We start from the raw sequence: 25,237 nt of genomic DNA on the forward strand, positions 1-25,237 counted from the left end.
TAGCTATCACAAGGAGGTATTGCTGCCATGCTTGTACCACACACCGGATCGATTATGTCTCTCGTATTGATCAGTGCAATTGTGCAACTAGGTCTGATAGTTGTTCCACTGATCACCCTCGGAGCATGGTATATTCACACCCCACATCGCAAGCTTTTCTTCAAGCGACTCCCATATGCGCCAAAGTTACAGACAACAATCCGAGGTCTAGCTATCGCTCGAATTATAGGCTTCATTGCTGGCATACCAGCAACAATTATCTTGCTATCTTTCATAAGGATCCCCGAGCTTAGCTATGCCGCACCATTTACTATCTACACTTCGGTTTGCCTATTTACACTCATAGTCCACATATTCACGTTCAAAGCTGCACATGACCCGGGGCATAGCGGTCTCGAGCGCCGCACTCTTACCCAATACGTAAACCATCTTCCCAAAGTAACACTCATAGGCACTCCGCTCATATTGTTCATCCTCACCGCGCTCTACCCTCTAATACCAGTTCTACCTGACGATTCCGGCTCTGTTTCTTACGCGCCACCACTTGCAGCATTTGCAGTCATCGGCGCACTAATGTTCACTTCTTTACTTACTGTCGCACTCACACAGATTGTTGTCTTGCGCCCACGAAATTCGTCAAATTCTGAGCTTGTTAGCCTTGATAACATTGTGCGCCGCAGATCTATTAACGAGCTCATTTTCGGCTTAACTGCAGCTACCTCGGCCACTGCTCTTGGTTTATCAGTACGTGGAGCTCATCATGCATTCGGTGCATTATTCTTACGCCCCACAGTCTTTATTAACACAGGCGCGATGCCGAGTTCGACGATACTCATCATTTTGGCCACTGTTCACACCATCGCAGCGATCATCAATATCGCCATTTTCATCATTGCGTTGGCTCGTCAGTTCAATCCGGGGATCGGCGTTGATCGATGAGCGTAGAGCTAACCATTGACCCAACACTCTCAATCCCGGCACATGAACAACTAACAAATCAAATTACCGGTGCGATACTTTCCGGAAAACTTCTCCCAGGTAGCCAACTCCCTACTGTGCGCGCACTCGCTCGCGATCTTGGCATTGCTCCCGGTACTGTTATGCGCACCTACAATTCCTTATCCGACGCCGGATATATCACCACGGCTAGAAGTAAAGGAACGATCGTTAATGGAAGGAAAAATAACGACGCCGAGCTCGCCCATCACCTCACCCGTCTAACCCAACACTACCTAGCTGAATTGCATGCCTTCGGCTTTACCGAGAGTGACGCCATCGCCGAATTAGCCCGATTGAGCGGCACTGAAGCATAATTTTCAGCACATAGCACAACAAATTGGTGCACACTCAGCACGGTTCTGGCAAAATGCTTCACGGTACACCACTTGGGGCAGCAGGTGAGTTACGCGCCGCAGAGGCAGTGAGAGCGTCGTTGTGCCTATTTTTCGTATTCCATTTATACGCACAACAAGGAGTGCTCATGTCTGCCCAGAAGGCGAAGTTCGCCCCCACCGGTACTGGTCTCTACCCGATTTTCGTTGCCATCATGGCTGTTGTTCTCATTTTGTCCAACATTGGCGCTTCAAAACCAGTTACATTTGGCCCAATCTTAACCGACGGCGGATTCTTTCTCTTCCCGTTCGCCTACATTATCGGCGACGTCGTCTCAGAGGTTTACGGATGGAAGGCCTCGCGTCGAGCAGTCATCGTAACCTTCGCACTCTCGATTTTCGCCGCATTGTGCTACTGGGTGATGATTGTTCTACCAGGAGCTGACTTCTACGATGGCCAAGAGGCGCTAGTACGCACACTCGGACCAGTATGGCAAATCGTTGTAGCTTCCCTGTTCGGCTTCCTTGCCGGCCAACTCTCCAATGCCTTCACCATGGTCCAGATGAAAAAGCGATCGGGTGAGAAGATGCTCTTTGGCCGAATGGCCGCATCAACGATCGTTGGAGAATTCGTTGACACACTCGTCTTTTGTTCAATTGCCGCACAAGTTCTTGAAATTCCAGACGTTTCAACGTTCCTGAACTACCTGTTCGTCGGTTTCACCTACAAGACTGCCGTGGAGCTCATCTTCTCCCCGATCACTATGGGAGTTATGAGTTTGGTTAAGCGTGCTGAGCCGGAGTATGGCGTTCAGGGATGATATCGAGTGGCGGGTGCGCTGCGCGGAATTGATTCACCGGCGCATCCGTCCCGTAACCCAACGCGAAACCAGTAACAAGAGCATACTCAGCTGGAATATCAAATAGCTCATCAGCTGGGCGACGCCATCCGGCAAGGACTCCGAGTGGGCACGAATCTACACCGTGAGCCTTAGCTGATAAGAAGATTGTTTGGAGCATTAGTCCAGCATCGAGTGCTGAGTATGGCAAGAAGTCACGGTGGATAAAGACCAAGCCCATCACTGGCGCACCGAATGCTTCAAAGTTGCGGCGCATGTGCTTTCCGCGAGCCACCGTATCGTCTCGTTCAATACCTAGGTGGCGATACAGATCGACTCCAACTTGAACCTGGCGCTCTCGTAAATCTTCAGGATATCGAGCGAAGATGTCGTAGTCACCGTCGATATCGGGAGGCGTTTGCGACGCTTGGGCAACAGAGAAAGCATCGAATTCACGCAGATAGGACTCGCGTAACTTTTTCGTCGTCTCACCAGTGGCGAGCGCAATCTTGTATGCGCGCGTGTTGGACCAACTTGGCGCCCAGCGAGCATCGTCAAGAATACGATCGAGGATATCGGCCGTTATTTCAGTAGCGTTGAAATCACGGGTTGTTTGGCGAGATTGAACTAGCTGAGAAAAATCATTCATGCTCCTCATCCTACAAGGCGCACTCGTACCCGGCTAGACTAAAATCATGACTCCTTCATCAACGTTCCGCCTCCCGTCGACCGTCCGCCCTGGCGATAAAGTTGCACTGCTTTCGCCAGCTTGGGCAGCCCCAGCTTATTTTCCAGAAATTCACGAACAAGCGAAACAACGGATTTTGACTGAACTCGGGCTAATTCCCGTTGATTTTCCTACTACTGTTACCATGGGTGCTTCTCTTGCCGAGCGGGCAGCCGACGTTAACGCTGCTTTTGCAGATCCAGATATCCGGGCAATTTTCACCACCATTGGTGGGGATGATCAGATTCGTTTAACGTCATTGCTTGACCCGCAGCTTGTCAACCATGATCCCAAACCGTTTTTTGGATATTCGGATAATACGAATATCTTAAATTGGTTATGGCGAAACGGGGTGGTTAGCTTCCATGGCGGTGCCACTCAAGTACATTTTGGTTCTGGACCTAGTATCGATCCAATACATCTATTAACGTTGCGCGGAGCTTTGTTTGGCGACGACGTCGTTCTGCCGGCAGTTACTGAGTCGGAAGACTATGGGGTGGATTGGTCTGACCCACGGGCACTCACGGACAGAGTCCGCCGTGAGGCAGCGATGCCAGTGGAGTTTATCGGCAGTGATCACATAGTACGCGGGGCGACGTGGGGTGGATGTTTTGAAGTTCTCGATCAATTAGCGATGGCTGGGCGGTTGCCAGATGCCGGTGAGCTAGAAGGAAAAATTCTCATCTTAGAGACATCGGAGATTATGCCTCCACCAGATTATGTGGGACGGTGGATTCGCGCGTTTGGCGAACGTGGATATCTCAGCGCAGTTGCCGGTTTAGTGTTTGCCCAACCGATCGTTGATGACCGAGATGCTCCCGCCCCGGACTATGTGAAGGAGGCTCGACGCATGGGGTATATGGATTACCTGTTGTCTAACATCGCTGCCTACCGCGAAGATCTTCTTGTGGTTATTGGCGTGCCGTTTGGCCATACTCGTCCGCAAGCTGTCCTGCCATATGGCGGTGAGATGACCTTAGATCCACAGTCGGAAACTATCACTGCGCATTTTGCCCGGTAACCCTCAACCAAGCTCCCCCTAACTTCCAACTGTCGCTATGTTTCCGATAGGGTTAGCCTGTCTATATAAACTAATCGGTATAAAAAACGAACACATAAAACGAAAGTGTCGCAAACAATGAAACGAACGATAGTCGTCTATTCCACCGTTACCGGGTTCGCCCGCACTTATGCGCAATGGATTGCAGAGGATTTAGATGCCGACCTCTATTCTCTAGAAGAACTACTTCCACTTATTAAGCACGGTCAGGTAACACTTAATGCCTACGATCTGATCATCTATGGCGCTGGTGTTCGTATGGGAGTAATTCGCAACTTCGCTAAATTCCGTAAACTCTTAAAACGCTCGGGGTTATTGACGTCGAAGAAAATAATCGTATGGGCAAATGGCGGAACACCGCAGCACCCGGATCGAGATTATCGTTCTGCTTCACGCACATTTAACCGGGTTGAACTTGCCCGTCATGATTACGCCTACTTCTATCTCGAAGGTGGAGTGCGATACGAAGGCCTGAACCCATTCGAAAAAGGTTTACTAAAGACCTTTGCTAAACGAGTGCAGAAATATCGCAATCGTGGCGAGTGGGCAGTTGCGGTTGCTGATCATATAGCTGACGGGTACGACCACACCGATCGGACTGCCATTACTCCTCTTGTGACACATGGGCACGAAATCCTAGGCTCATCTTTCTAAAGATTCATACCGCATAAAGTGAGAGCCTCCTTAACCGGAGGCTCTCACTTTGCCTAACGTAGGACAGCGCTAAACAGCGAATTACTTCTTGTCATCACTCATTTTGTCATCCGACATCTTCTCACCATCAGACATCTTGTCATCACTCATTTTGTCATCCGACATCTTCTCACCATCAGACATCTTGTCATCACTCATTTTGTCATCCGACATCTTCTCACCATCAGACATCTTGTCATCATCCATCTTGGTTTCCGACATTTGCTTATCATTCATCTTGCCGTCATCCATTTTGTTATCCATGTCAGAATTGCAAGCTGCAAGACCAGCAACAGATAGTAGACCAACAACAGCACCAGCGGTGATTCGACGAATATTCATAAAGTTCTCCTTATATTACGAGGCAAGTTACCTCGGCGATCTTTCATAACTAGTTCGACACTGATCACAATCCGGATTGGATCCAGCGCAGTGACCTGCCCCACAGCTCAAATCCATTGACAAAACAATCCAAAATCAGCTCCGTCCCGAACTACTTATAGAACTTGATGAAAGGACTTTGACATTATGTCTCTTATATTAATTGGCCTCCTGGGCGGATTTATCACCGGAATATCTCCATGTATTCTGCCGGTACTCCCTGTTATTTTCTTATCCGGTGCACAGGGAGCACAAACAACCAAACCGAATTCAGCGCCTGGTCTGTTATCTGGAAATCTTATTTCACTTAATGACAGCGCACCCGCCTCAAGCGTCACCACTCAGGCAACCAAACCTGCATCGAAATGGCGCCCATACGCCGTCGTTGGCGGACTAGTTCTCAGTTTTACAACCTTTACGCTCTTTGGCTCTGCCCTATTAACACTGCTCAATCTTCCCCAAGATTTCATTCGGTGGGCAGGCGTAGTTATGCTCCTCCTTATCGGTATCGCGATGCTCGTGCCACGACTAATGGAACTACTTGAAAAACCATTTGCCCGTTTCGCTAAAACTGGCAACTCAACCTCATCTAACGGATTCTGGCTAGGCGTTGTCCTTGGTGCTGCCTATGTTCCTTGTGCCGGCCCGGTTCTCGCCGCCGTGTCTGTTGCTGGAACAACTGGAAAGATCGGAGCGGATACCGTCGCTCTTGCACTATCCTTTGGTATCGGAACCGCAATTCCACTCCTATTCTTTGCACTCTCAGGGCAAAAACTCACCGAACGAATCACTGCATTTCGCACTCGGCAGCAACTTATCCGTTCCATTGCTGGCATCGCCATGATTGGCCTGGCTCTTGGCATTGTTTTTGATGTACCAGCTAAAATCCAGCGTGCACTACCGGACTGGACGTCGTCGTTACAAAAGAGCACTGAGTCGCTCTATCCAACTCAACAAAATGGGCCCTGCGTCGACGGCGCAACGGAACTCGCAAACTGCGGTCAACTCCCCGAAATCAGTGGCGCAGTAGCGTGGTATAACACTCCCGATAATCAGCCACTGACAGAAACTGACCGAGCAAACAAAGTAACCCTTGTAGATTTTTGGGCATACTCGTGCATCAACTGCCAGCGCTCAATCCCTGGTATCGAAAAACTCTACGAAACCTATAAGGATTCTGGTCTGCAGGTTATCGGGGTCCACTCTCCAGAATACGCTTTTGAAAAAGTACCGGAGAACGTGAAAGCTGGCGGCGACAAACTCGGAATCACCTATCCGATCGCCGTCGACTCCAACCTCGTTACGTGGCAAAATTTCGATAACCACTACTGGCCAGCCCACTACCTTGCTGACGCAACCGGCCAGCTACGCGCAATCAAATATGGCGAAGGCGCAGAAGCAACTACCGAACGCCAGATCCGTGACCTGTTGCGTGAAGCGAACCCGAACATCACCCTTCCAGAACCAATTTTTTCTGATGCCAATGACGATGCCTCAGCTCGATCCCCACGGACACCGGAAACATATCTCGGTTCCGCGCGTGCCGAACGCTATGCTGGTCCACGTCTGGTAAACGGCATTATCAACGCCGCATTTCCAGCAGAGTTAAAACCAGATACCTTCGCCTTAGAAGGAACCTGGAAAGTGAGCCCGCAATCAATCACTCCGATCGATTCTGACGGTAAATTGGAGCTGTCGTGGCGCGGCGCACACGTCTACCTGGTAGCTTCCGGCGAAGGAACTATTACGTGGAATATCGATGGGAAAGAATCGACTATGGAGATATCTGGTGTGCCTAATGCGCAAGAAATTGTTAGCACCACTCCAGGTTCTTCGGGAATCGTAGAACTAACCGTATCGCCAGGTGTGGAATTATACTCATTCACCTTTGGGTGAGACATCGTGACAATCTCGTCATACACCCCGTACGATATAGCCGTGATAACTGAACCATCAGATCTTGACGACGTCCTCTTGGGACGCATCGCGAACGGCGATAGCCAAGCTTTCGCAACTTTCTACGATCGCTGGAGTGGCAAGATTTTGGCACTGATCCGCCAGATTCTGCGCGACCATTCCCAATCGGAGGAAGTTTTGCAGGAAGTGTTTTTAGAAGTATGGCAAAAAGCGCCTCAATTCGCCAGCGCCCGCGGCACAGCCCGCGGGTGGTTGGTGACAGTTGCTCGCCGGCGCGCCATTGATAGAGTGAGATCTTCTCAAGCTGCACGTGATCGCGATACCGCTTATGTTGCGACAACTATCGACTACGATCACACGCTAGAAAGCGTTGAACAACGTCTAGAGACGGAAAATGTTCGACGAATGCTTGACTTCGTGGGCGAGCCTCAATCTTCCACTATCAAACTTGCGTTCTTTTCCGGGTTAACGCATCGCGAAATTGCAGATTATCAACGTGTTCCGTTAGGAACAGTAAAAACTCGGATTAGAGACGGATTGGCTAAAATGAAACGATTTATGGAGCAGGAACGATGAATATCGACGACGATCTCACCTTTCCAGACGAAATTACTGGAGTTCTGGGAACAAGTTTGACGCCTGTTTCCCCTTCCCCGAAGGTACGTGAGCAGTTACTGACAAAAATTGAGCATCTTCCGCAAGATTCTCTCATCAAGCACGGATCGGACGAGGCGAACAGTAATGTCGTTGAACTCAGACCGCGCAAGATACGGATCCTGCGCACTGTTTCCCAAGTGGCCGCTGCAGTGGTTCTCGTAGCGGCCGGTGTGGGTGTAGGGCGTTGGAGCGTTATGGATTCAATGGAATACACCAGCCATTATGCCCAGCTTAATCAGGCACAAGATGTGGTTCGCGTTTCCGACACGATGCCAGACGGTCATGTGGTGACCTTGACGTGGTCACACGATATGGAGATGGCTGCGGTGACGATGCCGGTGGAGTTACAAGCTCCCGCTGGCCATAGTCTGGCAGTGTGGGTACGCCATGATGGTAGTGTTCGCAAAGCTGGTATGTATGAGCCCGATGAGACTGGTCCATTCTCATTCATTGACGCCATGCCAGAAGATGGTGACGACGTCTTTGTGACGATCGAACCCGCCGGCGGATCAGCGCAACCGACCGGTGAAGCAATCATTACCTGGAAGATTAACATTCCAGATAATAAAGCAGATCGGGTGGACACACAGCCAAGCTCAACAACCTGAAGCTGATAGAGCGAAGCCTGGGTGAGACTCATCATTGAGTACACCCAGGCTTCGCTTATCCATCTTTTGTCAGCTAATTGGTTTCCACTATTTAGCTGATCCAGTGCTGAACGTAAGCTACCAGCCCCAGGATTGCACCGATCCCCATGCCGGCGAAAACCCATAGATTACTCGTGCGAGCATCTTGCTGTGGCTGCATTTCCAGAGCGCTAGTACCGTTTTCCAAATTCGTTGTTTTCTCCATAAATGAATGATATAGAAGAAACATACAGACATCAACCACCCGCACAGTTTGACACCCCTTATGCCCGCTATGTTAAATAGCTTCACTAGCTGAACACATGTCAAGTTCCTTTGACATTCTCATCACTCCACCTGTAAAGTAGACTTTACAAATAAAGAGAGGAGTTAACGTGCCACAACCGAGGACTTCTAAGTGGGGATACACGAAGCATAAGCAAATACCTGCTCTACGCATAGCACTACCAACAGGTCTAATATTCGGTGCTTTTACAGGAGTGATCTGCGCATACCTTCGTTCAGATATGAACAACGTGTGGTTGTACACCGCGATCTTCGCCGCACTTACTGGACCAATCTTCGCTGCGCTGATCTGGGTTATCCTCGTCGATCGTGCAACTATCACTGGCACCGTCGCGAAACCGGAAGTAAGTATTGAGAATGCATGGCACCATAAGGCTGCATCAGCAGGTTTCTTCACCATGTTCATCAGCAGTAGCTGGGGCATGGCTATCGCCAGTTTTTACCAGCATAACTTCGCAACCACTTACTTGGCCGTCATTTTCTTTTTAGGTGTGAGTACTTATTGGGTCAGCTATTTCGTCCATCGCAGACGGACTCTTAAATGAAAAATACCTTGCCGAAGTTACGCAAAGAAAACGGCTGGTCGCAAGAATATCTCGCACAACAACTAGGCGTGAGCCGTCAAACGATTATCTCTATCGAAAAAGGGCACTTTGACCCTTCACTTCCGCTCGCATTCGAGATAGCTCGAGTGTTCCACCAATCCATTGAAGATATCTTCTTCCCTGGGACATAGACCAATTTTCACAGCCTTACTTGCCACAGACTCTCATTGCGAATACAATGTATTCAAAATATGGATCTGAGGAGTACCTATGACCACAATGACGCTACGTATGAATGACAACGACGCCGAACTGATCCGGAAATTCGCCAAATTTGAAGGATTAACAATATCCGATTTTGCCCGTCAAGCAATTCTGGAAAAAATTGAAGATTCCTATGATCTCGACGAATTACATCATGCTCTTACTCATGACACTGGTGAGCGCTTTACTATCGACGAGGTTTTAGAAGAACTATCCTGAAGATGAGCACCCCGCCACACACATATCGAGTATTCCTCACTACACGAGCACGTAAACAGCTTAAAAAGATGGATCGCTTTGATGCAAAAATACTCGCTATATGGATAAAGGATCACCTTGAGGGATGTAGTGACCCACGTGCTTTCGGCAAAGGGCTGACAGCTAATAGGTCTGGAGAATGGCGCTATCGCGTCGGCTCATACCGCATATTGGCAATCATTGACGATACTACAATCACCATTGAAATCTTTTCGATAGGCCGACGCGATTCGATTTACAGCATCTGAGCAAACGTATTGTAGATGCTCATATCGTCGTCGAGCTCCGGATGGAACGTAGCGCCGAGCTGGTTACCATACGTCACGGCCACCGGAGTTCCGTCTGGCAATGCCGCCAGCACCTCTACCCCATCGCCGTATTGCGCGATATGCGGGGCGCGGATAAACGTCATGGGGATCTGAGCAACAGTCGGGACACTAGCAGCCGAGTCGCCACCAGCCGCCTCAACACCAGTCGCATCGCCAAAAAATTGCCCGTCAGCGATATGGAAACTACCGAGTTGGCGACCATAGGCGTTGCGCACCACCGTCACCGGCATCGTGGCAAACCCAGAAATAGCAACATGGGACGACGTCGGAGCCGCATGCTCAGCTCCAGCCACCGGACCGTTTGCCACCTGTTGTGCCAAGAGAATCAGCCCGGCACAGGTGCCAAACACGGGCATACCTTCAGAAAGTTTGTTGGCCAGCGGCTCGAACATGTCGAGCTCACGCAGGAGCTTGCTTTGCACCGTGCTCTCACCGCCAGGTAATACGAGGCCGTCAAGCTCACTGCGAGCATCGTCTCCGTTGCGTAGTTCCACAGCCTGGAATCCGAGCTGTTCGATACGACGGCGATGCTCAATAAACGCACCCTGTACTGCCAGTACGCCAACAGTTTTCTCCATAATGACCAGTGTTTCCTTAAATAAATTACCGCAGGTACCGGCAACCTGCCGGTACCTGAACGATCGAAAAATAGTTTAGTTGCCGCCTGGTAGGCTCACTTACCGCGCTCTGCCATGAGTAAATCGATCTCAGACTCGTTGATGCCAACCATGGCTTCACCGAGATCTTCGGAAAGTTCGGCAATCAGGGCAGCATCTTCAAAGTTCGTCACCGACTTCACGATTGCCTGGGCGCGCTTGGCTGGATCACCAGACTTGAAAATACCCGAACCGACGAAGACGCCTTCTGCACCGAGCTGCATCATCAACGCAGCATCAGCCGGAGTAGCCACACCACCAGCAGCGAAGTTCACGACTGGCAACTTGCCGTTCTCATGCACGTAACGCAAGAGTTCAACTGGCACTGCCAACTGCTTGGCCTCTTCAAAGAGCTCATCGGCACGCAAGCCCTGGATCTTACGCATCTGCGACTGGATTAGACGCATGTGGGTCACGGCCTGGACCACGTCGCCAGTTCCTGGCTCACCCTTAGTACGAATCATCGAGGCACCTTCAGCGATTCGGCGAAGTGCTTCGCCGAGATCTTTCGCGCCACACACGAACGGCACATCAAAATCAGTCTTATTAATGTGGAAAACATTATCTGCTGGCGAGAGCACTTCGGACTCGTCAATGTAGTCGATCTCGAGCGCCTGCAAAATCTGGGCTTCAACAAAGTGGCCGATACGGACCTTTGCCATCACTGGGATGGATACTGCGTTCTGGATTTCTTTAATCAGACGTGGGTCGCTCATGCGCGAAACGCCACCAGCTGCACGAATATCTGCTGGGATGCGCTCGAGAGCCATCACCGCACTAGCGCCTGCTTCTTCGGCAATCCGTGCCTGCTCAGCATTTGTGACGTCCATAATAACGCCACCTTTAAGCATCTGGGCAAGCTGCTTGTTCAATTCGAAGCGAGAGTTTTCAGTCATTAGTTATACCTTTAACGTCGTGGTGCTAGAACGGCGGAAAGCCGTGACAATTCACCTTCTACTATACGCGAGCCCACCGGCCAACACGAAGATAGTCCATGATCAGTGAACCTGTGAGTCTGCGCACCACTGCCCTGACTAGGCATAGATATGAGACGTATCATTTTACATATCAAGAAATACCTAGATATCAGCCTGATAAAACTCGATAATGAGCATTATGGATAACCTTGTTTTGCAGTCAGACTTTGGACTCGACGACGGTGCAGTCGCCGCAATGTACGGCGTTGCGGTTGCAACCAACCCCGATCTTCACATCTATAACCTCACCCACAATATTCCACCCTACGATATTTGGGAAGGTTCTTACCGCTTGGCCCAGACGATCGACTATTGGCCACACGGAACTGTTTTCGTCTCCGTCGTCGACCCCGGTGTGGGCTCCGATCGGCTCTCCGTCGTCGCAAAAACAAAAACCGGGCACTATATCGTTACCCCGAATAACGGCACACTCACCCACGTCCACGCCATCTATGGCATAACTGAGATCCGCACCGTCGACGAAACCATTAATCGTCGCGCTGGCTCAGAGGCTTCCTACACTTTCCATGGTCGCGACATTTACGCCTACTCTGGCGCCCGGTTGGCCGCCGGAATCATTTCGTTTAACGACGTCGGACCACGTGTCTCGCTCGATGCTCTCGTCACATTGGATTACGAAGAGCCAGTATTTAACGACGGCGAGATCCGCGGTATCATCGAAGCCCACGATGTCCGCTACGGTTCATTGTGGACGTCAATCCCACGTGCATTGTTCCTAGAAATGGCAGACGGTTTCAACCAGCGTTTCAAATTGCGCGTCTTCAACCAAGGCCGCCAGGTCCATTCCAACCACATGGTTTATGTACCTTCGTTCGCTTCAGTAGAAGTAGGCGATTCCCTTCTCTACGTTAATTCCCTAGACCGGATGGCCATCGCCATCAACCGTGGGTCCTATGCTCACGCATTCAATATCGGTACCGGCACATCTTGGCAGGTATCATTAGCTCCTTACGAACTGTGAGGAATGAAAGGATAATCATGGCTAAGAAAATGTCTCCTGTCGTGCAGGTTGTTGCTATCGGTATCGGCGCAGCGCTGTTCTTTGTTCTTGGTCGTTTCGCAGCGATCCCTACTCCGATTCCTAACGTATCGATTGCTTTGCAGTATGCGATCCTCGCCGTGTTCGCAGTGTTGTTTGGCCCGGTTTCCGGCTCACTGATCGGCGGAATCGGCCATGTTCTGATTGACGCTACCGGTTATGGTATTTGGGCGTCATGGGAAATTTCTTCCGCAGTTGTTGGCTTGATTATTGGTGCAATGATGATCGGCAACAAGGTTTACGAAGGTGAACTACCAACCAAGACCATCGTTCGGTTTAACATTTCGGTTGTCGTTGCGCATGCACTATCGTGGATGTTGGTGGCTCCACTGGGTGATATCCTCATCTATTCTGAGCCAGCAAACAAAGTATTTGTCCAAGGCGTGACTGCTTTTGCATCCAACGCACTCACCACCGGAATTATCGGCACCTTGGTTCTGATTGCTTACGCAAAGACTCGCACGCAGACCGGCTCGCTCAGCACCGAAGCTTAGACCTTCTACCCTACTGTTAAAAGAGAACATTAATGACCTACCTGACCCAGCCTGTGATTTCGCTACGGAACGTAACTTTCCAGTACCGTGCGCAATCTGCTCCTACCCTCTGCGATATTTCACTCGATATTTTTCCGGGTGAAAAAGTGGCGATCGTGGGTGCCTCTGGGTCAGGTAAGTCCACTCTCATGCGGCTCATCAACGGCCTGGTTCCCCATTACTTTTCGGGTGAAGTCACTGGCGATATCACAGTTGCCGGACTTGATCCGCGTGAGGTTCCGTTGGTTGATATCTCCACTCATGTGGGCACCGTCTTACAAGACACAACGGGTCAATTCGTCGGCCTCACCGTCGCCGACGATATTGCGTTTTCGCTAGAGAACCAAGCCATTCCCACTCACCAGATGCCGCAACGGGTACGCGAGACTGCCGCAATCGTTGGGATGGCAGAGTTCCTCAACCATGCTCCCCACGAACTTTCTGGCGGACAAAAGCAGCGCGTCGCTATGGCCGGAGTTTTAGTTGACGACGTCGATATCTTGTTATTCGACGAACCGCTAGCTATGCTCGATCCAGCTTCGGGGCGTTCGAGTATTGATCTGATTGACGACCTCAAAACAATCCACGGCAAAACAGTGGTGATCGTTGAGCACCGGCTTGAAGACGTGCTTCACCGTCCAGTTGATCGAATAGTGCTCATGGATCATGGGCGTATTGTTTCAATATCTACACCCGATGAATTACTGGCCTCTTCACTACTGGAAGAACATGGTATTCGCCCTCCCCTGCACGTATCTGCTCTGAAGTACGCCGGAGTCACTGTCACAGCAGATATGCTCCCAGCATCTGTCGGCACCGTGAGACTCTCGCAGTCCGACGTCGAAAAAATCCATCGGTGGGCTCATGCAAATGGGATTATGCCAGTGGTTCCAGCGGCCGAGTCCACCCCGGCCCTCGCGGTATCCAATATTACTGTCTCCTACGCCGGAGATGAAACACCCAACCGTGTCTTGACCAATGTTTCGACGGCAATCAATCATGGCTCGATGGTGTCCATCGTCGGATCCAACGGTGCCGGAAAATCCACACTCGCGAAAGCTATCTGCGGATTCCTTCCCATTGAGTCTGGAAAAATCGTTATTTCTGGTAAAGATACTGCCCACTGGTCTATTGCCGAGCGCGGTCAACGCGTAGGTTTCGTGTTGCAAGAGCCCGGCCACATGCTCTCACGGACCACAATCATAGAAGAGATTGAGTTGGGACTACATGCCCACGGAGTAGCCGACGACGAACGCGTGCCACGCCGCGATAACGTGTTGAAAATATGTGGCTTGTGGCCATACCGTAACTGGCCGCTATCGGCGTTGAGCCACGGCCAAAAGAAACGCGTCACGATTGCCGCGATCCTGGCACTCAACCCGGACGTGCTTATCTTGGATGAACCAACTGCCGGCCAAGATTTCGCGCACTATACCGAGTTTATGGACTTCCTTGTCTCGCTGAATGAACACGGAACCACCGTCGTCCTCATCACCCACGATATGCATTTGGCGTTAGAGTACACCTCGCGAGTGATCGCTATGGCTCACGGAGAAATTATCGCCGACGACGTTCCAGCAAACGTCCTCACTAACGAAGGAATCAGCACAGAGGCTGATCTCGTCACCACCGGGCTCTACGAACTAGCTCGGCGGGTTGGCTATCCTGACGCTTCGAAACTTGTGCAAGCATTTGTGAATGTTGATCGCCAGGTACGCCGTTCAGCGGTTGCGGAGCAAGGAGACGATACACGTGGCTAAAGCAGTTCTCGGATATGTGGATCGCCCCGGGTTCCTCCACCGCCTCACCGGCACCGCAAAACTTATCTTAGTTGGGGCGCTGGTGCTTGCCGCTATGCTCACCTTCGATGCCCGGCTCCTCCTTGCACTGTCTGCGCTGTCGATGGTTCTTTGGGCAGTGTCACGGATCAAGCTCAGCGATCTGAAAGTTGTGTTGCTCATTATTCTGACTTTCATGCTGCTCAACAACCTGCTGATTTTTGTGTTCGCCCCACGCTACGGCGTGTCCTTATTCGGCACAGAACATATTATCGTGGCTGGCCCAGGCCGCTGGGTGTTGACGTGGGAGCAACTATTTTACCAGGCATTGGTGACGTTGAAATACTTCGCGGTGCTGCCCGGTGTTCTGCTGTTTATTGCCACTACCCCGCCACCGGAATTTGCCGCCTCTCTCAACTCCCTCGGTGTCCCCTACCGTTTCGCCTATTCGGTTTCTCTAGCGTTGCGCTACATTCCCGATGTGCAACGCGACTATGAGACTATTTCGATAGCCCAGCAGGCCCGCGGTTTGGACGCCTCACGCAAAGCTCCGCTCGGGGAACGCGCCAAGAACCTTCTAGCTGTACTCATGCCGCTCCTGTTCGGTTCCCTCGACCGCATCGAAACAACGTCAGCAGCTATGGAGTTGCGCGGATTTGGTAGCCGAAAAAAGCGTACCTGGTGGTCTGCACGCCCACTGCGATTGGGCGATTGGCTTATTATTCTGGCCAGTATTGCTATCGTAGGGGTAGCGATCTGGTTGCAGTATGTCAACGGTGGTCGTTTTTGGAACCCGTTCGTTTAGTTCTCGTTCGTTGAGTCTAAACGATCCTCATCGAGGTCAGGAGAACCATGTCTCGTATCGAATTAGATGATGTCCGTACCTATTGTGCCCGTGTTTACGACGCCGATCGGACCGGTCATGGAATGGACCACATTAATCGTGTAGTTGGGTTATGTGAGCTCATTATTGCCGAGATGGATCCGGAACTTATTAACCCGGATATTATCTTCACGGCCGCCTATGTGCACGATCTGATCGATCCGAAAGTTGTTGCCGATGTCGATGGGGCCCGCGCCAACCTAGCTGTCTATCTCACTACCTTAGAGTTCAGCGGAGACGAGAGTGCTGAAATTTTCGACATCATCGACCACATGTCGTTTTCGAAAAATATTGCGAGGCGCCACGAACTAACCTTGAATGGGCAGATCGTTCAAGACGCAGATCGACTCGACGCAATTGGGGCCATCGGAATCGGACGCGCCTTCTATTACGGTGGAAAGCACGGCGATCTGCTCTACGATCCGCAACTCCTGCCCCGTGATCTGAGCGACGAATCCACCTATCGTGAACACACCAGCGTGATTAACCACTTCTACGAAAAGCTCTTCACTCTTGTTGAAACGCTCAACACCGAACCGGCAAAGCGCATCGGTGAGTTACGAAATGAGCGAATGCGCTCCTTCGTCGAAAACTTTAAGAACGAGTGGAACGGGCAAGCATAAGATTGCTGATCCGGTGCAGGATATCTAATCCGCGTGGCGAAAACACGTACACGATGGAGAAGACGATTCCGTGTACCAGAACAACTGCAGCCCCCGAAGCCATGTTGTACCAGTAGGACGAATAAATACCAATCGTGACACTTAAAGCCGACATGAGCGGGGCAATCCATAGCATTCGTTTAAATGACGAGGTCATTAAAAATGCGATGGCACCCGGGATGATCAACAGGGCCACAATCAAAATGGCACCAACAGCTTGCATAGCCACCACCACGGTCATCGCTAAACAGGTTAAAAGCAAGGCAGATAACCGCCTGGTTGACAGTCCGATCGCGCTGGCATGAATCGGATCGAAAGCGAACAATGTCAGATCGCGACGCTTCAGAATAACGATCACGGCCGCAAGTGGTGCCAAAATCACTACCTGTAAAAGGTCTGATTGCGTAATTCCAAGCAAGTCACCAAAAATGACATGTTGGAGGTGGATCTGGCTCGGAAACACCGAAATAAGCACAAGTCCTAAAGCAAGCATTGTTGTAAACACTACGCCCATCACGGTGTCTTCTTTTAGGCCAGAACCGTTGCGCAGAACCGCGATCAGCCCCACACAGATCAGTGCGGCAATAAACGCTCCGATGGAGAACGGGAATCCTAAAATGTAGGCGATAACGATGCCAGGAACCACTGCGTGCGAGAGCGCGTCGCCCATAAGCGACCAGCCCACGAGTACCAACCAGCACGACAACAACGCACATACCGAGGCCGCGAGAACTGTCACCGCAAAACCGCGAACCATAAATGTGTGTGTCCACATTTCAATAAACGTGGCATAAAACCATTCTGCGCTCATGCGTACGACTCCTGAGAAAGACCTTCTGGTTGAGTAAAAGCTATTTTGAGATTCTCTGCGTTGAGGGTGGTACGTGGGTCACCTCGGCCGACAATTTTTCGGTTAAGTAACGCTACTTCATCAGCAAAGTCTGGGATTGCTGATAAGTCGTGGGTAGAAACTAGCAAGGTTGCCCCAGCTTTTGCCAGCTCTTGTAAAAGTTCGGTAATGACGCCAGCAGACGTGTAATCAACGCCAGCGAACGGCTCGTCGAGTAACATCAGTTCGGCGCCTTGTGCCACTGCACGTGCGACGAAGGCTCGCTTACGTTGACCACCTGATAAGGCGCCGATGGGTCGGTCGGCAAGATCGGTGAGTCCGACGACGTCGAGTGCATGGTTAACGGCTGCCCGGTCTGCATCGCTTGGTTTGCGGAGTGGTCCCATCAGTCCGTAGCGTCCCATCATGACGACCTCATAAATTGAGAGTGGGAATCGGGAATCGATTTCTTCGTTTTGTGGAACGTAGCCAACTTTGCCGGCACGCCGGGCATCGAGGGAGCTTTGCCCAACAATTCTGATGTCGCCTTGCTGGTAGCGCACTAGCCCCATAATGGATTTGAAGAATGTGGATTTTCCGGAGCCGTTCATGCCCACAATGGCACAAATTTTTCCGCTGTCAATTGCGAAGTCAATGCCGGTTAGTGCACGAACCTCACCATAGGCGACATGCACGTTTCGCACATCTAAAACAAGATTCTGTGTATCCACTTTTTATCCTTAGTCACCTAACAAGCGTTTTACGGCTAACATCTTTGAACAGTAGCTCGCATGCTATTCGGCACCAACTTTACCGCATGCAAGAATAAGGTCACATATAAGATCAAGTTAAATGTTCGACGTCACGAACATTGTGATGCGTGTGAGGACTTCTGCCCTAGAAACAAATAATTTATGACCGACATGCAAGTTCCAAGAACAGGGCATGTCGGTCATAAATTATTTCGGAGGTCCACCACCGGAGAGGATTACTGAGCCTTGCCAGTCAAACCCTTTGTGATGGTCTCTGCGTCGTAACGCAGAAGATCGAGATAAGTTGGCACATCGCCGTCAGAATCGGTAAGCGAATCAACGTAGAGAACGCCACCAAATGGGGTTCCGGTTGCTTCCACGACTGGTTGCATCTTGTTATCAACAGTAGACTCACAGAACACAGCTGGAACCTTTGAATCCTTGACGAAGTTTTCTACGTCAGCCATGCGCTGCGGAGTCAACGCACCTTCGGCATTAACTCCCCACAGATACTTTTCAGTCAGCTTCATATCGCGAGCCAGGTAAGAGAATGCGCCTTCACAGGTCACCAGTGCGCGTTGGTTTTCCGGAATCGAAGCGAGCTCCTTTTCCATCTTTTCCTTCACGCCGGCAAGTTCCTTCTTGTACTTCTCACCATTTTCTTTGTAGTAATCGGCGTTGGCTTTATCGATCGACGACACTGCCTTAACAATGTTATCAACATAGATCAACGCCGAATCTGGAGACATCCAGGCATGCGGGTTCGGCTTGCCCTCGTATTCGCCTTCGGCGATAGCAATCGGCTCAACACCTTCGGAAAGATCGAAGTGTGGGGCATCCACATCAGCAACAAATCGCTCAAACCAGCGCTCGAGCCCAAGTCCGTTATTCAAAATAACGTCTGCCTTTTCAGCCTTCTTGATATCTTCTGGCGTTGGCTGGTAGTCGTGGATTTCCGCATCTGGCTCGGTGATGGAGAGAACGGTCATCTTGTCACCAGTGACCTGGCTTGCCATATCGGCGATCACCGTGAAGGTTGTCAACACCACTGGCTTTTCTGTCGACTCTGCTGCAGAGGTATCAACAGTTGAACCTTCGGCGTTGGTAGCGGAGTCAGTTGACGAAGAACATCCCGTTAAAGCGAGTGCGCAACCCGCTAGGAGCGCTGGGAGAACGCGCGTAATTTTTTTGATATTCATACTCATCACCTTACTACGGTTACCCTAAGCAAGAGAGTTCGAAGGTCCCAAACATTGAATACACCACATATCGAACTTATTCCCAATTCCAGATTCAACAAACTAGTTATCGGTGTTAGAATCGCCAGCCTTGGTAGACTGAGAACAAGGAAACTCCCCTCTATGTGTATCACCAGGACGGTTCAGATGGACTATATGTTTAACTCTTCACCCTCTGAATCTACCCCTGCTGACCACAACGCCAAAGAACACTACCCACTACCAGAGTTTCCCCCTGCCTACATTTCTCGAAACATCACGTCACCACGCCGACGTTTTCGCTCAGCTAACCACATCGCAATGTTCTCTTTTGTTGCGATCGCACTTTTCAGTGCCTGCTGGCTGATGATCCTCATCATTCTTCACCCCACCCGTGGCTCTTGGTACATTAACCTGCTCATCTTCTGGGTTGCGATGACGTATTTTGTTTTACCGCGACTCCATCAGATATTCACATTTTTATACGTTCCGGATTATTTTATTGGTAGAACCCGCACCAACGACGGCGTTCTGGGGGATCCGGTGAATCTAGCATTCAACGGCACAGAATCTGACCTCAAGGCCGCCCTCGCCCAAGCCGGATGGGTCGAAGCTGACGCACTCAACATTCGTTCCGGAACACAAATAGTTCTTTCAACTCTTCGTCACACACCTTACCCTTCTGCCCCAGTCTCCGACCTCAACCTCTTCGGCAGGAAACAAAATTTCAGTTTCCAACGCGATGTCGATGGAACAACGTATCAACGCCACCACATCCGGTTTTGGCGAGTGCCAGCAGGATGGCGACCACCCGGTGGAGAAAAAGTCGACTGGGTAGCCGCAGCGTCCTTCGATCGTGCGGTTGGAATCAACTTCTTCACCTTGCAGGCAACTCACCGCATCGACGCTGATATTGATGCCGAACGCAATTTCGTCATCAACACCATCCGCTACGCAGATCCACACTGTACTGTTTCAATCATCGAGCATTTTTCGACATCGTACTATTCCTGGAATGGCGGAGGCGATCTTATCGTCACCGACGGGCATCTCCCCGTCGTAGACGTCTCGCAAGCAGACCAACGCTCGCCGTATAACTCCCCAGAAACGCGCCCGCATTCTCACGCCCTCCCTCCTGTTCCATTGTGGTTTGCCGCAGTCTTCTTCACTTTGCTCATCACCACAGCAGCATATCGAGTTATGACTTTCCAACCATATGGATGGGCCTACGCCGGACTTGCCGCAATATTGGGAGCGTTACTTTTCCTCACGTTTCGCCGACGACGCTGGGCGTGGTTCACAATGATGGGCTATTCAGCCCTCGTTTCCACTCTTCTACTGTTCGCCACATCATGGACTTTACTGCCTGAAGAATCAACTTTTTCGGTTGTTGGCCTGACAGTTTTGTTTTTGGTAACTATCGCAGATGAGAAGATTCTGGGCTGGGTGCACGAGCGACGGCGTAAACATATTTCCTAGCTCACACCACACCTGTATTATTCGATTGACACAGTTCGCAAAATATGAGATTGTATTAGTGTATTAATACAGCAACACAGAGGTGAATATGTCAGTCGACGACTCTCGCCCAATCTGGATCCAACTGGTTGACACTTTCAGCCACAACATCGTGACTGGAACATGGCCAGCAGGGTCAAAGATTCCCAGCGTCCGTGAGCTAGCACTGGACGCCGGAGTCAACCCCAACACAATCCAACGCGCACTCACCCAGCTCGATAACGAAGGTCTCACCACCACCGAACGCACACAGGGTCGTTTCGTGACAACCGATCTGCGAACGATCGCCCACAAACGATCCGAGTTAGCCGGTCAAGCAACCAGCCAACATGTGACAACGATGGTCTCCTTAGGCCTGAGCATCGACGCAGCCATAGAGCTTATCCGCGAGCGCTGGAACGATTGAGCAACACATGAAGGATCATGAGATGGAACCGACCACACCCCTTATTCTCATAGAAGGGTTAACCAAACGTTATGCATCGACGACCGCACTAGCCGATGTCTCGCTTGATTTACATCCTGGAAAAGTTATTGGCCTGATCGGTAATAACGGTTCCGGTAAAACAACACTGATGAAAATTTTAGCTGGTGTACTCTCCGACTGGGAAGGGACAGTTAGGATTGCCGGATACGCACCTAGCCCAAAAACAAAGAAACGTCTCGCCTTCTTACCCTCGGCACAGTTCTTAAACAAAACGATGACCGCTGGTGACGCATGCCGGCTGTATGCTCGATTCTTTACCGATTTCGACATCCGCAAAGCCCATGATCTGCTGGACTACTTCGACTTGCCCTTGGATAAGAAGCTCAAAGAGATGTCTAAGGGGATGAACGAGAAGGTTCAAGTCTCGCTAACGATGTCACGCAATGCCGATATTTACTTGCTTGACGAGCCTATCTCGGGTGTCGATCCAGCAACCCGAAGCACTATTTTGAACGGAATTTTGCGCGACTTTAGCCCCGAAGCACTCATGGTGCTCTCCACTCATCTAGTTGCCGACGTCGAAGCGATTCTCGACGATGTCATCCTCATTAACAACGGCAAGGTTGCCCGTTACGCCAACGTTGACGATCTGCGTGAGGAATATGGAATGTCCCTCGATAGTATTTGCCGGAAAGGATTGAACTGATGTTTTTGCTACTTCTTCGTCAAGAGTTCACCTCGCAAAAGAGCTGGTTGAGCTCAATATTTCTGACGGCTAGCTTGATCGCTATCGTTTCCTTCGTCGTCTCCTTGCCGCACATTCCAGGCTTAACTGCGTTTCCTTATTTCACGATGGTGGCGACGGCGATTGGCACGCCGGTAGTGATCATGATTGGGTTGGGAGCCGAATACTGGCAGTCGATGTCTGGCGAGCGCGGCTACTTCACACACACGATTCCGGCGAAGCCAAGTGAATTGTTCTGGGCAAAAACGCTCTTCGCATTCCTTGTTGAACTGCGTGCCCTCGGTTTGACTATGCTTGTTCTTTTGGCACTGGCGTTGAGCAATGCGTGGGAAAACGATATGTCATTGGGTCAATTCCTCGAACCGTATAAAGAATACCTCCAAAGTAAACCCACTTGGTTGGTTGTGGTCGCCCTACTCTACTTCACGCTCGGTTTGGCAAGTATTATCCTCCAAGGAGCTGCAGTATTGAGTATTAGTGCTCTGGGTCGATTCACCGGCTCAAGGGCGTCGAATATCGCTATTGGGTTTGCTGGGCTCTACCTCGCGAATCAGGTCCTGGGAGCTATCGGCACCTTGCTCATTCCAATCTCGGTGCGTATCTCAGATTTAACCTTGACCTGGGAACCGATGCTGCCAAGCATTGTGCGTTCGATTCAAACTGATAGCCAGCCGGAACTCTTCGGCATCGGTTTACTAATCACCTTGCCAATTCTCACGATCGTCTTGATCTGGTTCGGGATCCGAGCAATTGCCCGCACGTCGTTGCGCTAAGCTCGTCCGCCCCTACCGAGGCGTCTCAACCTCGGTCTCCTACAACGAACTCGTGGCTCAGTAACATCACCTGTTACTGAGCCACGAGTTCGTGTTTGACCAGTGTTTACGAGAACAAATCCAAGAACCGTTCAATACGTGCAGTAGGCGCTGCAAAAAACGCTTGAGTGGGGCCGTCGTATTCAATTTTTCCGTCTTGCAAGAAAACGATTCGGTCTGCGATTGAGCGCGCAAACCCCATATCGTGAGTGACCAACACTAACGCAGTTTGACCACGTGCAACATCTTGAAGCGTGGAACGCACCTCAGCTGCCAGTTCTGGGTCTAACGCCGACGTCGGCTCATCACACAACAAGAACTCTGGTTTCATAGCAAGCGCTCGAGCAATTGCCACACGCTGTTTTTGCCCACCAGAAAGCTGAAACGGATAAGCTTTTTCCCGCCCGGCTAGACCAACCTTGGCTAACAGTTCACGACCTTGTTCCACGGCCTGCGCGCGCGGAATGTTTAACGCACGTATCGGTCCGAACGTGACATTATCAAGTACACTGAGATGCGCGAAAAGTTGGAAATCTTGGAAGACCATCGCCGAATGTGCCCGTACCACATGCTTATCTTCAGCTGAGAGCCGGTTCGAAAACTCAATCTCTCGGTCAGAAACTTTTAACGTGCCTTGTTCGGGAGTTTCCAGCAGGTTCAGCGAACGTAACAACGTTGATTTTCCAGAACCTGACGGTCCAATAATCGCCGTCGTTTGCTGTGGATCGAAATTGATCGATACACCGTCAAGCGCACGCACTGGTTCGCCATCTTTGCTGGTGTATGTCTTATACAAATCGGTAACGTTAAGCATTAGCGTGTCTCCACATACTTCGATGTTCGCTTTTCGAGCGCATGTTGCCCCGCGGTGAGCACCGAATTAATGACGAGATAAATCATTGCGACTTCTACATAGAGTAACAGCGGCTCGAAGGTGATGGCTGCTAGCTGTTGGCTCCGCAAGAATACATCAACCAAGGTGATTGATGATACGAGCGACGTTCCTTTAACGAGATCAATGAAATCTGACGACAGCGGCGGGATAGAAATTCGAAATGCCTGGGGAGCAACGATATGCCAGAGGATCTTCCGGTGGGTAAGATTCAACGACTGCCCTGCTTCCCATTGCCCGCGCGGAACAGCTTTCAGTCCTGCACGTAACGCTTCTGCAGTGTAGGCACCAGCGTTTAACGATAGCGTCATAATGGCTACCGGCCACGCCTCAAGTACGATACCTGCCCGAGGCAATCCATAAAACACAATGAAGAGTTGAACAAGCAACGGAGTGCCACGGAAGATCCACACATATATCGCGCCGATCTGCGCTAAGACTGGGATGCGCTCAAACCGAACAACTGCAACAAGTCCACCAATAATCAGTGCAAAAGCAAACGCAATAACCGCTAGCGGCAACGTCACACTGATTGTTGCAGCTAATAATGTGGGTAACGAATCCACCCACAATTCCACAGCATGCATCACTGCGCACTCACCTTAGCTGACATATCTTCGCCAACATACTTGCGAGTGATTTCAGCAATTGAGCCATCTGCTAAGCGGCGCTCGATAGCTTCATTAAGCGCAGTCACAAATTCGTCTTGGCCTTTCTCGACGAGGATTGAGCAGCAATCTGGAGTCGCAACTTCACCGTCAAGCAAGCGAATCTGGCTTGCGTCGTTCTCTTCTTGATAGAGCTTGAACGTGGCGAGGGAATTTAACGTGACATCTGCACGCCCAGAAGTTACGAGATCCACAGCCTGGACGAAACCATCAACCGGAACAATACCCAAACCGTAGATATCCTTGGCAGTCATACCCAGATTCGACGTCGAACTTTGTGCAGCTTTGAGCTGCGGGGTTAAGTCGTCGATTGTACGCAGTGGCGAATCGTCACGTACAGCAAACTTTGCCACGTCACGGGTGTATGGAATAGAGAAGTCGTATTTTTTCTTACGTTCGTCATTTATCGCGAGATTATTGATGACGACGGGGTACTTACCGGCATCCACTCCGGCAATCAAACCGTCCCACGGTGCAACCGTAAAGTTAACCTCTGCACCAAGATCTTTAGCCAGAAGCTTCATGATATCTACTTCGATACCTACGAGGTTTCCGCGTTCGTCGGTGTAGGAGTATGGACGGTAAGTACCTTCAGTTCCGACAGTGATCGTCTTGGTTTCTTGCGTTGCCTGAAGCAAATCCGTTGGCATAGTCGTGTCGTTTGCTGTTGATCCCTGGGTGCCTGCACATGCCGCAAGGAGCATCGAAATTCCAGTAATTGCACTAATGCGTTTCATAATAGACATGATTGCCTTTCATCAGGAGTGACAAAATAGGGCATACTTGCTCCCCAGCGGGGAAGTGATGCAAGAAATGTGTTGGAAAACAAGCGATGAAAGTATCAAGCAGCACAACACGAAGACTGAGACAAACGCAGACAAGCTGCACCGATGGT

32 protein-coding genes are annotated in these 25,237 nt (G+C 50.6%); 21 read left to right on the plus strand and 11 right to left on the minus strand.

Annotated elements, in window-relative coordinates:
• The first annotated feature begins 27 nt into the window (after nucleotides 1–27).
• The 3 genes from JTE88_RS05790 (at nucleotide 28) to JTE88_RS05800 (ending at nucleotide 2,152) form a co-directional block, all read left to right on the plus strand.
• A complete protein-coding gene (locus JTE88_RS05790; RefSeq protein WP_204423475.1) occupies nucleotides 28–939 on the plus strand; it encodes a hypothetical protein in 912 nt (303 codons plus the stop codon).
• Complete coding sequence (locus tag JTE88_RS05795; protein ID WP_204423476.1) at nucleotides 936–1,313, plus strand: GntR family transcriptional regulator; 378 nt, start codon at nucleotides 936–938, stop codon at nucleotides 1,311–1,313. Before JTE88_RS05790 ends, JTE88_RS05795 begins: the two co-directional genes overlap by 4 nt.
• Nucleotides 1,314–1,480: 167 nt before the next feature.
• A complete protein-coding gene (locus JTE88_RS05800) occupies nucleotides 1,481–2,152 on the plus strand; it encodes a queuosine precursor transporter (RefSeq protein ID WP_204423482.1) in 672 nt (223 codons plus the stop codon).
• Here JTE88_RS05800 and JTE88_RS05805 read toward each other — a convergent pair.
• Complete coding sequence (locus JTE88_RS05805; RefSeq protein ID WP_204423490.1) at nucleotides 2,115–2,819, minus strand: nitroreductase family protein; 705 nt, start codon at nucleotides 2,817–2,819, stop codon at nucleotides 2,115–2,117. The two genes, JTE88_RS05800 and JTE88_RS05805, sit on opposite strands and share 38 nt — an antisense overlap.
• A gap of 46 nt (nucleotides 2,820–2,865) precedes the next feature.
• Here JTE88_RS05805 and JTE88_RS05810 point away from each other — a divergent pair, with 46 nt between their 5' ends.
• Both JTE88_RS05810 and JTE88_RS05815 read left to right on the plus strand, forming a co-directional pair.
• Nucleotides 2,866–3,918 carry a S66 family peptidase gene (locus tag JTE88_RS05810; RefSeq protein WP_204423491.1) on the plus strand — a complete coding sequence of 351 codons (1,053 nt, stop codon included), beginning with the start codon at nucleotides 2,866–2,868 and terminating at the stop codon, nucleotides 3,916–3,918.
• 117 nt (nucleotides 3,919–4,035) lie between these two features.
• A complete protein-coding gene (locus JTE88_RS05815) occupies nucleotides 4,036–4,611 on the plus strand; it encodes a flavodoxin domain-containing protein (RefSeq protein WP_204423493.1) in 576 nt (191 codons plus the stop codon).
• A gap of 81 nt (nucleotides 4,612–4,692) precedes the next feature.
• Here the strand turns inward: JTE88_RS05815 and JTE88_RS05820 are convergent, their stop codons facing one another.
• Nucleotides 4,693–4,992: a hypothetical protein gene (locus JTE88_RS05820; protein ID WP_204423494.1), complete on the minus strand. Its 300-nt coding sequence runs from the start codon at nucleotides 4,990–4,992 to the stop codon at nucleotides 4,693–4,695.
• Nucleotides 4,993–5,178: 186 nt separating this feature from the next.
• On the opposite strand from JTE88_RS05820, the gene JTE88_RS05825 reads away from it, so the two are divergent.
• The 3 genes from JTE88_RS05825 to JTE88_RS05835 are packed head-to-tail and all read left to right on the plus strand — an operon-like array spanning nucleotide 5,179 to nucleotide 8,213.
• Nucleotides 5,179–6,927, plus strand: coding sequence for a cytochrome c biogenesis protein CcdA (locus JTE88_RS05825; RefSeq protein ID WP_204423498.1), 1,749 nt, complete (start codon nucleotides 5,179–5,181; stop codon nucleotides 6,925–6,927).
• A gap of 42 nt (nucleotides 6,928–6,969) precedes the next feature.
• The gene (locus JTE88_RS05830) at nucleotides 6,970–7,524 is read left to right on the plus strand and encodes a sigma-70 family RNA polymerase sigma factor (RefSeq protein WP_204423499.1); all 555 of its coding nucleotides are present in this window, start codon (nucleotides 6,970–6,972) and stop codon (nucleotides 7,522–7,524) included.
• A complete protein-coding gene (locus JTE88_RS05835) occupies nucleotides 7,521–8,213 on the plus strand; it encodes an anti-sigma factor (protein ID WP_204423500.1) in 693 nt (230 codons plus the stop codon). The genes JTE88_RS05830 and JTE88_RS05835 overlap by 4 nt, the downstream gene beginning before the upstream one ends.
• A gap of 91 nt (nucleotides 8,214–8,304) precedes the next feature.
• On the opposite strand, the gene JTE88_RS05840 is transcribed toward JTE88_RS05835, so the two are convergent.
• Nucleotides 8,305–8,457, minus strand: a complete 153-nt coding sequence (locus tag JTE88_RS05840) for a hypothetical protein (RefSeq protein WP_204425856.1) — start codon at nucleotides 8,455–8,457, stop codon at nucleotides 8,305–8,307.
• Between the two features lie 169 nt (nucleotides 8,458–8,626).
• On the opposite strand from JTE88_RS05840, the gene JTE88_RS05845 reads away from it, so the two are divergent.
• From JTE88_RS05845 to JTE88_RS05860, 4 genes are all read left to right on the plus strand, one after another.
• Nucleotides 8,627–9,082, plus strand: a complete 456-nt coding sequence (locus JTE88_RS05845) for a hypothetical protein (protein WP_204423502.1) — start codon at nucleotides 8,627–8,629, stop codon at nucleotides 9,080–9,082.
• Entirely contained in the window at nucleotides 9,079–9,273 is a 195-nt protein-coding gene (locus JTE88_RS05850) for a helix-turn-helix transcriptional regulator (protein ID WP_204423503.1), read from the plus strand. The genes JTE88_RS05845 and JTE88_RS05850 overlap by 4 nt, the downstream gene beginning before the upstream one ends.
• Before the next feature lie 79 nt (nucleotides 9,274–9,352).
• Nucleotides 9,353–9,565 carry a type II toxin-antitoxin system RelB family antitoxin gene (gene relB, locus JTE88_RS05855; RefSeq protein ID WP_204423504.1) on the plus strand — a complete coding sequence of 71 codons (213 nt, stop codon included), beginning with the start codon at nucleotides 9,353–9,355 and terminating at the stop codon, nucleotides 9,563–9,565.
• 2 nt (nucleotides 9,566–9,567) lie between these two features.
• The gene (locus tag JTE88_RS05860; protein ID WP_204423506.1) at nucleotides 9,568–9,852 is read left to right on the plus strand and encodes a type II toxin-antitoxin system RelE family toxin; all 285 of its coding nucleotides are present in this window, start codon (nucleotides 9,568–9,570) and stop codon (nucleotides 9,850–9,852) included.
• On the opposite strand, the gene pdxT is transcribed toward JTE88_RS05860, so the two are convergent.
• Both pdxT and pdxS read right to left on the minus strand, forming a co-directional pair.
• Nucleotides 9,840–10,511, minus strand: a complete 672-nt coding sequence (gene pdxT / locus JTE88_RS05865) for a pyridoxal 5'-phosphate synthase glutaminase subunit PdxT (protein ID WP_204423507.1) — start codon at nucleotides 10,509–10,511, stop codon at nucleotides 9,840–9,842. The genes JTE88_RS05860 and pdxT overlap by 13 nt on opposite strands.
• 95 nt (nucleotides 10,512–10,606) lie before the next feature.
• Nucleotides 10,607–11,485 carry a pyridoxal 5'-phosphate synthase lyase subunit PdxS gene (pdxS, locus tag JTE88_RS05870; RefSeq protein WP_204423512.1) on the minus strand — a complete coding sequence of 293 codons (879 nt, stop codon included), beginning with the start codon at nucleotides 11,483–11,485 and terminating at the stop codon, nucleotides 10,607–10,609.
• Between the two features lie 220 nt (nucleotides 11,486–11,705).
• Here pdxS and JTE88_RS05875 point away from each other — a divergent pair, with 220 nt between their 5' ends.
• From JTE88_RS05875 to JTE88_RS05895, 5 genes are read left to right on the plus strand one after another with little or no spacing between them, the layout of a single operon-like run.
• Nucleotides 11,706–12,548, plus strand: coding sequence for an SAM hydrolase/SAM-dependent halogenase family protein (locus JTE88_RS05875; protein ID WP_204423514.1), 843 nt, complete (start codon nucleotides 11,706–11,708; stop codon nucleotides 12,546–12,548).
• Nucleotides 12,549–12,565: 17 nt separating this feature from the next.
• Nucleotides 12,566–13,120 carry an ECF-type riboflavin transporter substrate-binding protein gene (locus JTE88_RS05880; RefSeq protein WP_204423515.1) on the plus strand — a complete coding sequence of 185 codons (555 nt, stop codon included), beginning with the start codon at nucleotides 12,566–12,568 and terminating at the stop codon, nucleotides 13,118–13,120.
• A 32-nt stretch (nucleotides 13,121–13,152) separates the two neighbouring features.
• Nucleotides 13,153–14,919 (plus strand): ABC transporter ATP-binding protein, encoded by a 1,767-nt coding sequence (locus JTE88_RS05885; protein ID WP_204423517.1) that lies wholly within the window; start codon nucleotides 13,153–13,155, stop codon nucleotides 14,917–14,919.
• Nucleotides 14,912–15,742, plus strand: a complete 831-nt coding sequence (locus JTE88_RS05890; protein WP_239519497.1) for an energy-coupling factor transporter transmembrane component T family protein — start codon at nucleotides 14,912–14,914, stop codon at nucleotides 15,740–15,742. The genes JTE88_RS05885 and JTE88_RS05890 overlap by 8 nt, the downstream gene beginning before the upstream one ends.
• Before the next feature lie 47 nt (nucleotides 15,743–15,789).
• Entirely contained in the window at nucleotides 15,790–16,443 is a 654-nt protein-coding gene (locus tag JTE88_RS05895; protein WP_204423520.1) for an HD domain-containing protein, read from the plus strand.
• On the opposite strand, the gene JTE88_RS05900 is transcribed toward JTE88_RS05895, so the two are convergent.
• The 3 genes from JTE88_RS05900 to JTE88_RS05910 all read right to left on the minus strand — a co-directional run bounded on the left by JTE88_RS05900 (nucleotide 16,415) and on the right by JTE88_RS05910 (nucleotide 19,262).
• Nucleotides 16,415–17,293: a metal ABC transporter permease gene (locus JTE88_RS05900; RefSeq protein ID WP_204423522.1), complete on the minus strand. Its 879-nt coding sequence runs from the start codon at nucleotides 17,291–17,293 to the stop codon at nucleotides 16,415–16,417. The two genes, JTE88_RS05895 and JTE88_RS05900, sit on opposite strands and share 29 nt — an antisense overlap.
• Nucleotides 17,290–18,042, minus strand: a complete 753-nt coding sequence (locus JTE88_RS05905) for a metal ABC transporter ATP-binding protein (protein ID WP_204423524.1) — start codon at nucleotides 18,040–18,042, stop codon at nucleotides 17,290–17,292. The genes JTE88_RS05900 and JTE88_RS05905 overlap by 4 nt, the downstream gene beginning before the upstream one ends.
• 257 nt (nucleotides 18,043–18,299) lie before the next feature.
• On the minus strand, nucleotides 18,300–19,262 hold the full coding sequence (locus JTE88_RS05910) for a metal ABC transporter substrate-binding protein (protein WP_204423525.1): 963 nt from the start codon (nucleotides 19,260–19,262) through the stop codon (nucleotides 18,300–18,302).
• A gap of 162 nt (nucleotides 19,263–19,424) precedes the next feature.
• On the opposite strand from JTE88_RS05910, the gene JTE88_RS05915 reads away from it, so the two are divergent.
• The 4 genes from JTE88_RS05915 to JTE88_RS05930 all read left to right on the plus strand — a co-directional run bounded on the left by JTE88_RS05915 (nucleotide 19,425) and on the right by JTE88_RS05930 (nucleotide 22,743).
• Entirely contained in the window at nucleotides 19,425–20,759 is a 1,335-nt protein-coding gene (locus JTE88_RS05915) for an LssY C-terminal domain-containing protein (protein ID WP_204423527.1), read from the plus strand.
• A gap of 88 nt (nucleotides 20,760–20,847) precedes the next feature.
• On the plus strand, nucleotides 20,848–21,204 hold the full coding sequence (locus JTE88_RS05920; protein WP_204423529.1) for a GntR family transcriptional regulator: 357 nt from the start codon (nucleotides 20,848–20,850) through the stop codon (nucleotides 21,202–21,204).
• Nucleotides 21,205–21,226: 22 nt separating this feature from the next.
• Nucleotides 21,227–21,931, plus strand: a complete 705-nt coding sequence (locus JTE88_RS05925) for an ABC transporter ATP-binding protein (RefSeq protein ID WP_204423531.1) — start codon at nucleotides 21,227–21,229, stop codon at nucleotides 21,929–21,931.
• On the plus strand, nucleotides 21,931–22,743 hold the full coding sequence (locus tag JTE88_RS05930; protein WP_204423532.1) for a hypothetical protein: 813 nt from the start codon (nucleotides 21,931–21,933) through the stop codon (nucleotides 22,741–22,743). The genes JTE88_RS05925 and JTE88_RS05930 overlap by 1 nt, the downstream gene beginning before the upstream one ends.
• Nucleotides 22,744–22,849: 106 nt before the next feature.
• Here JTE88_RS05930 and JTE88_RS05935 read toward each other — a convergent pair whose 3' ends face one another.
• Genes JTE88_RS05935 through JTE88_RS05945 form a run of 3 tightly spaced genes read right to left on the minus strand, consistent with a single transcriptional unit; the run spans nucleotide 22,850 to nucleotide 25,088 of the window.
• Nucleotides 22,850–23,596: an amino acid ABC transporter ATP-binding protein gene (locus JTE88_RS05935; RefSeq protein ID WP_204423533.1), complete on the minus strand. Its 747-nt coding sequence runs from the start codon at nucleotides 23,594–23,596 to the stop codon at nucleotides 22,850–22,852.
• Complete coding sequence (locus tag JTE88_RS05940; RefSeq protein ID WP_239519498.1) at nucleotides 23,596–24,261, minus strand: amino acid ABC transporter permease; 666 nt, start codon at nucleotides 24,259–24,261, stop codon at nucleotides 23,596–23,598. The genes JTE88_RS05935 and JTE88_RS05940 overlap by 1 nt, the downstream gene beginning before the upstream one ends.
• The gene (locus JTE88_RS05945) at nucleotides 24,261–25,088 is read right to left on the minus strand and encodes a transporter substrate-binding domain-containing protein (protein ID WP_204423536.1); all 828 of its coding nucleotides are present in this window, start codon (nucleotides 25,086–25,088) and stop codon (nucleotides 24,261–24,263) included. Before JTE88_RS05945 ends, JTE88_RS05940 begins: the two co-directional genes overlap by 1 nt.
• Between the last annotated feature and the right edge of the window lie 149 nt (nucleotides 25,089–25,237).

This window comes from Arcanobacterium phocisimile, from assembly GCF_016904675.1.
Taxonomy (GTDB): domain Bacteria; phylum Actinomycetota; class Actinomycetes; order Actinomycetales; family Actinomycetaceae; genus Arcanobacterium; species Arcanobacterium phocisimile.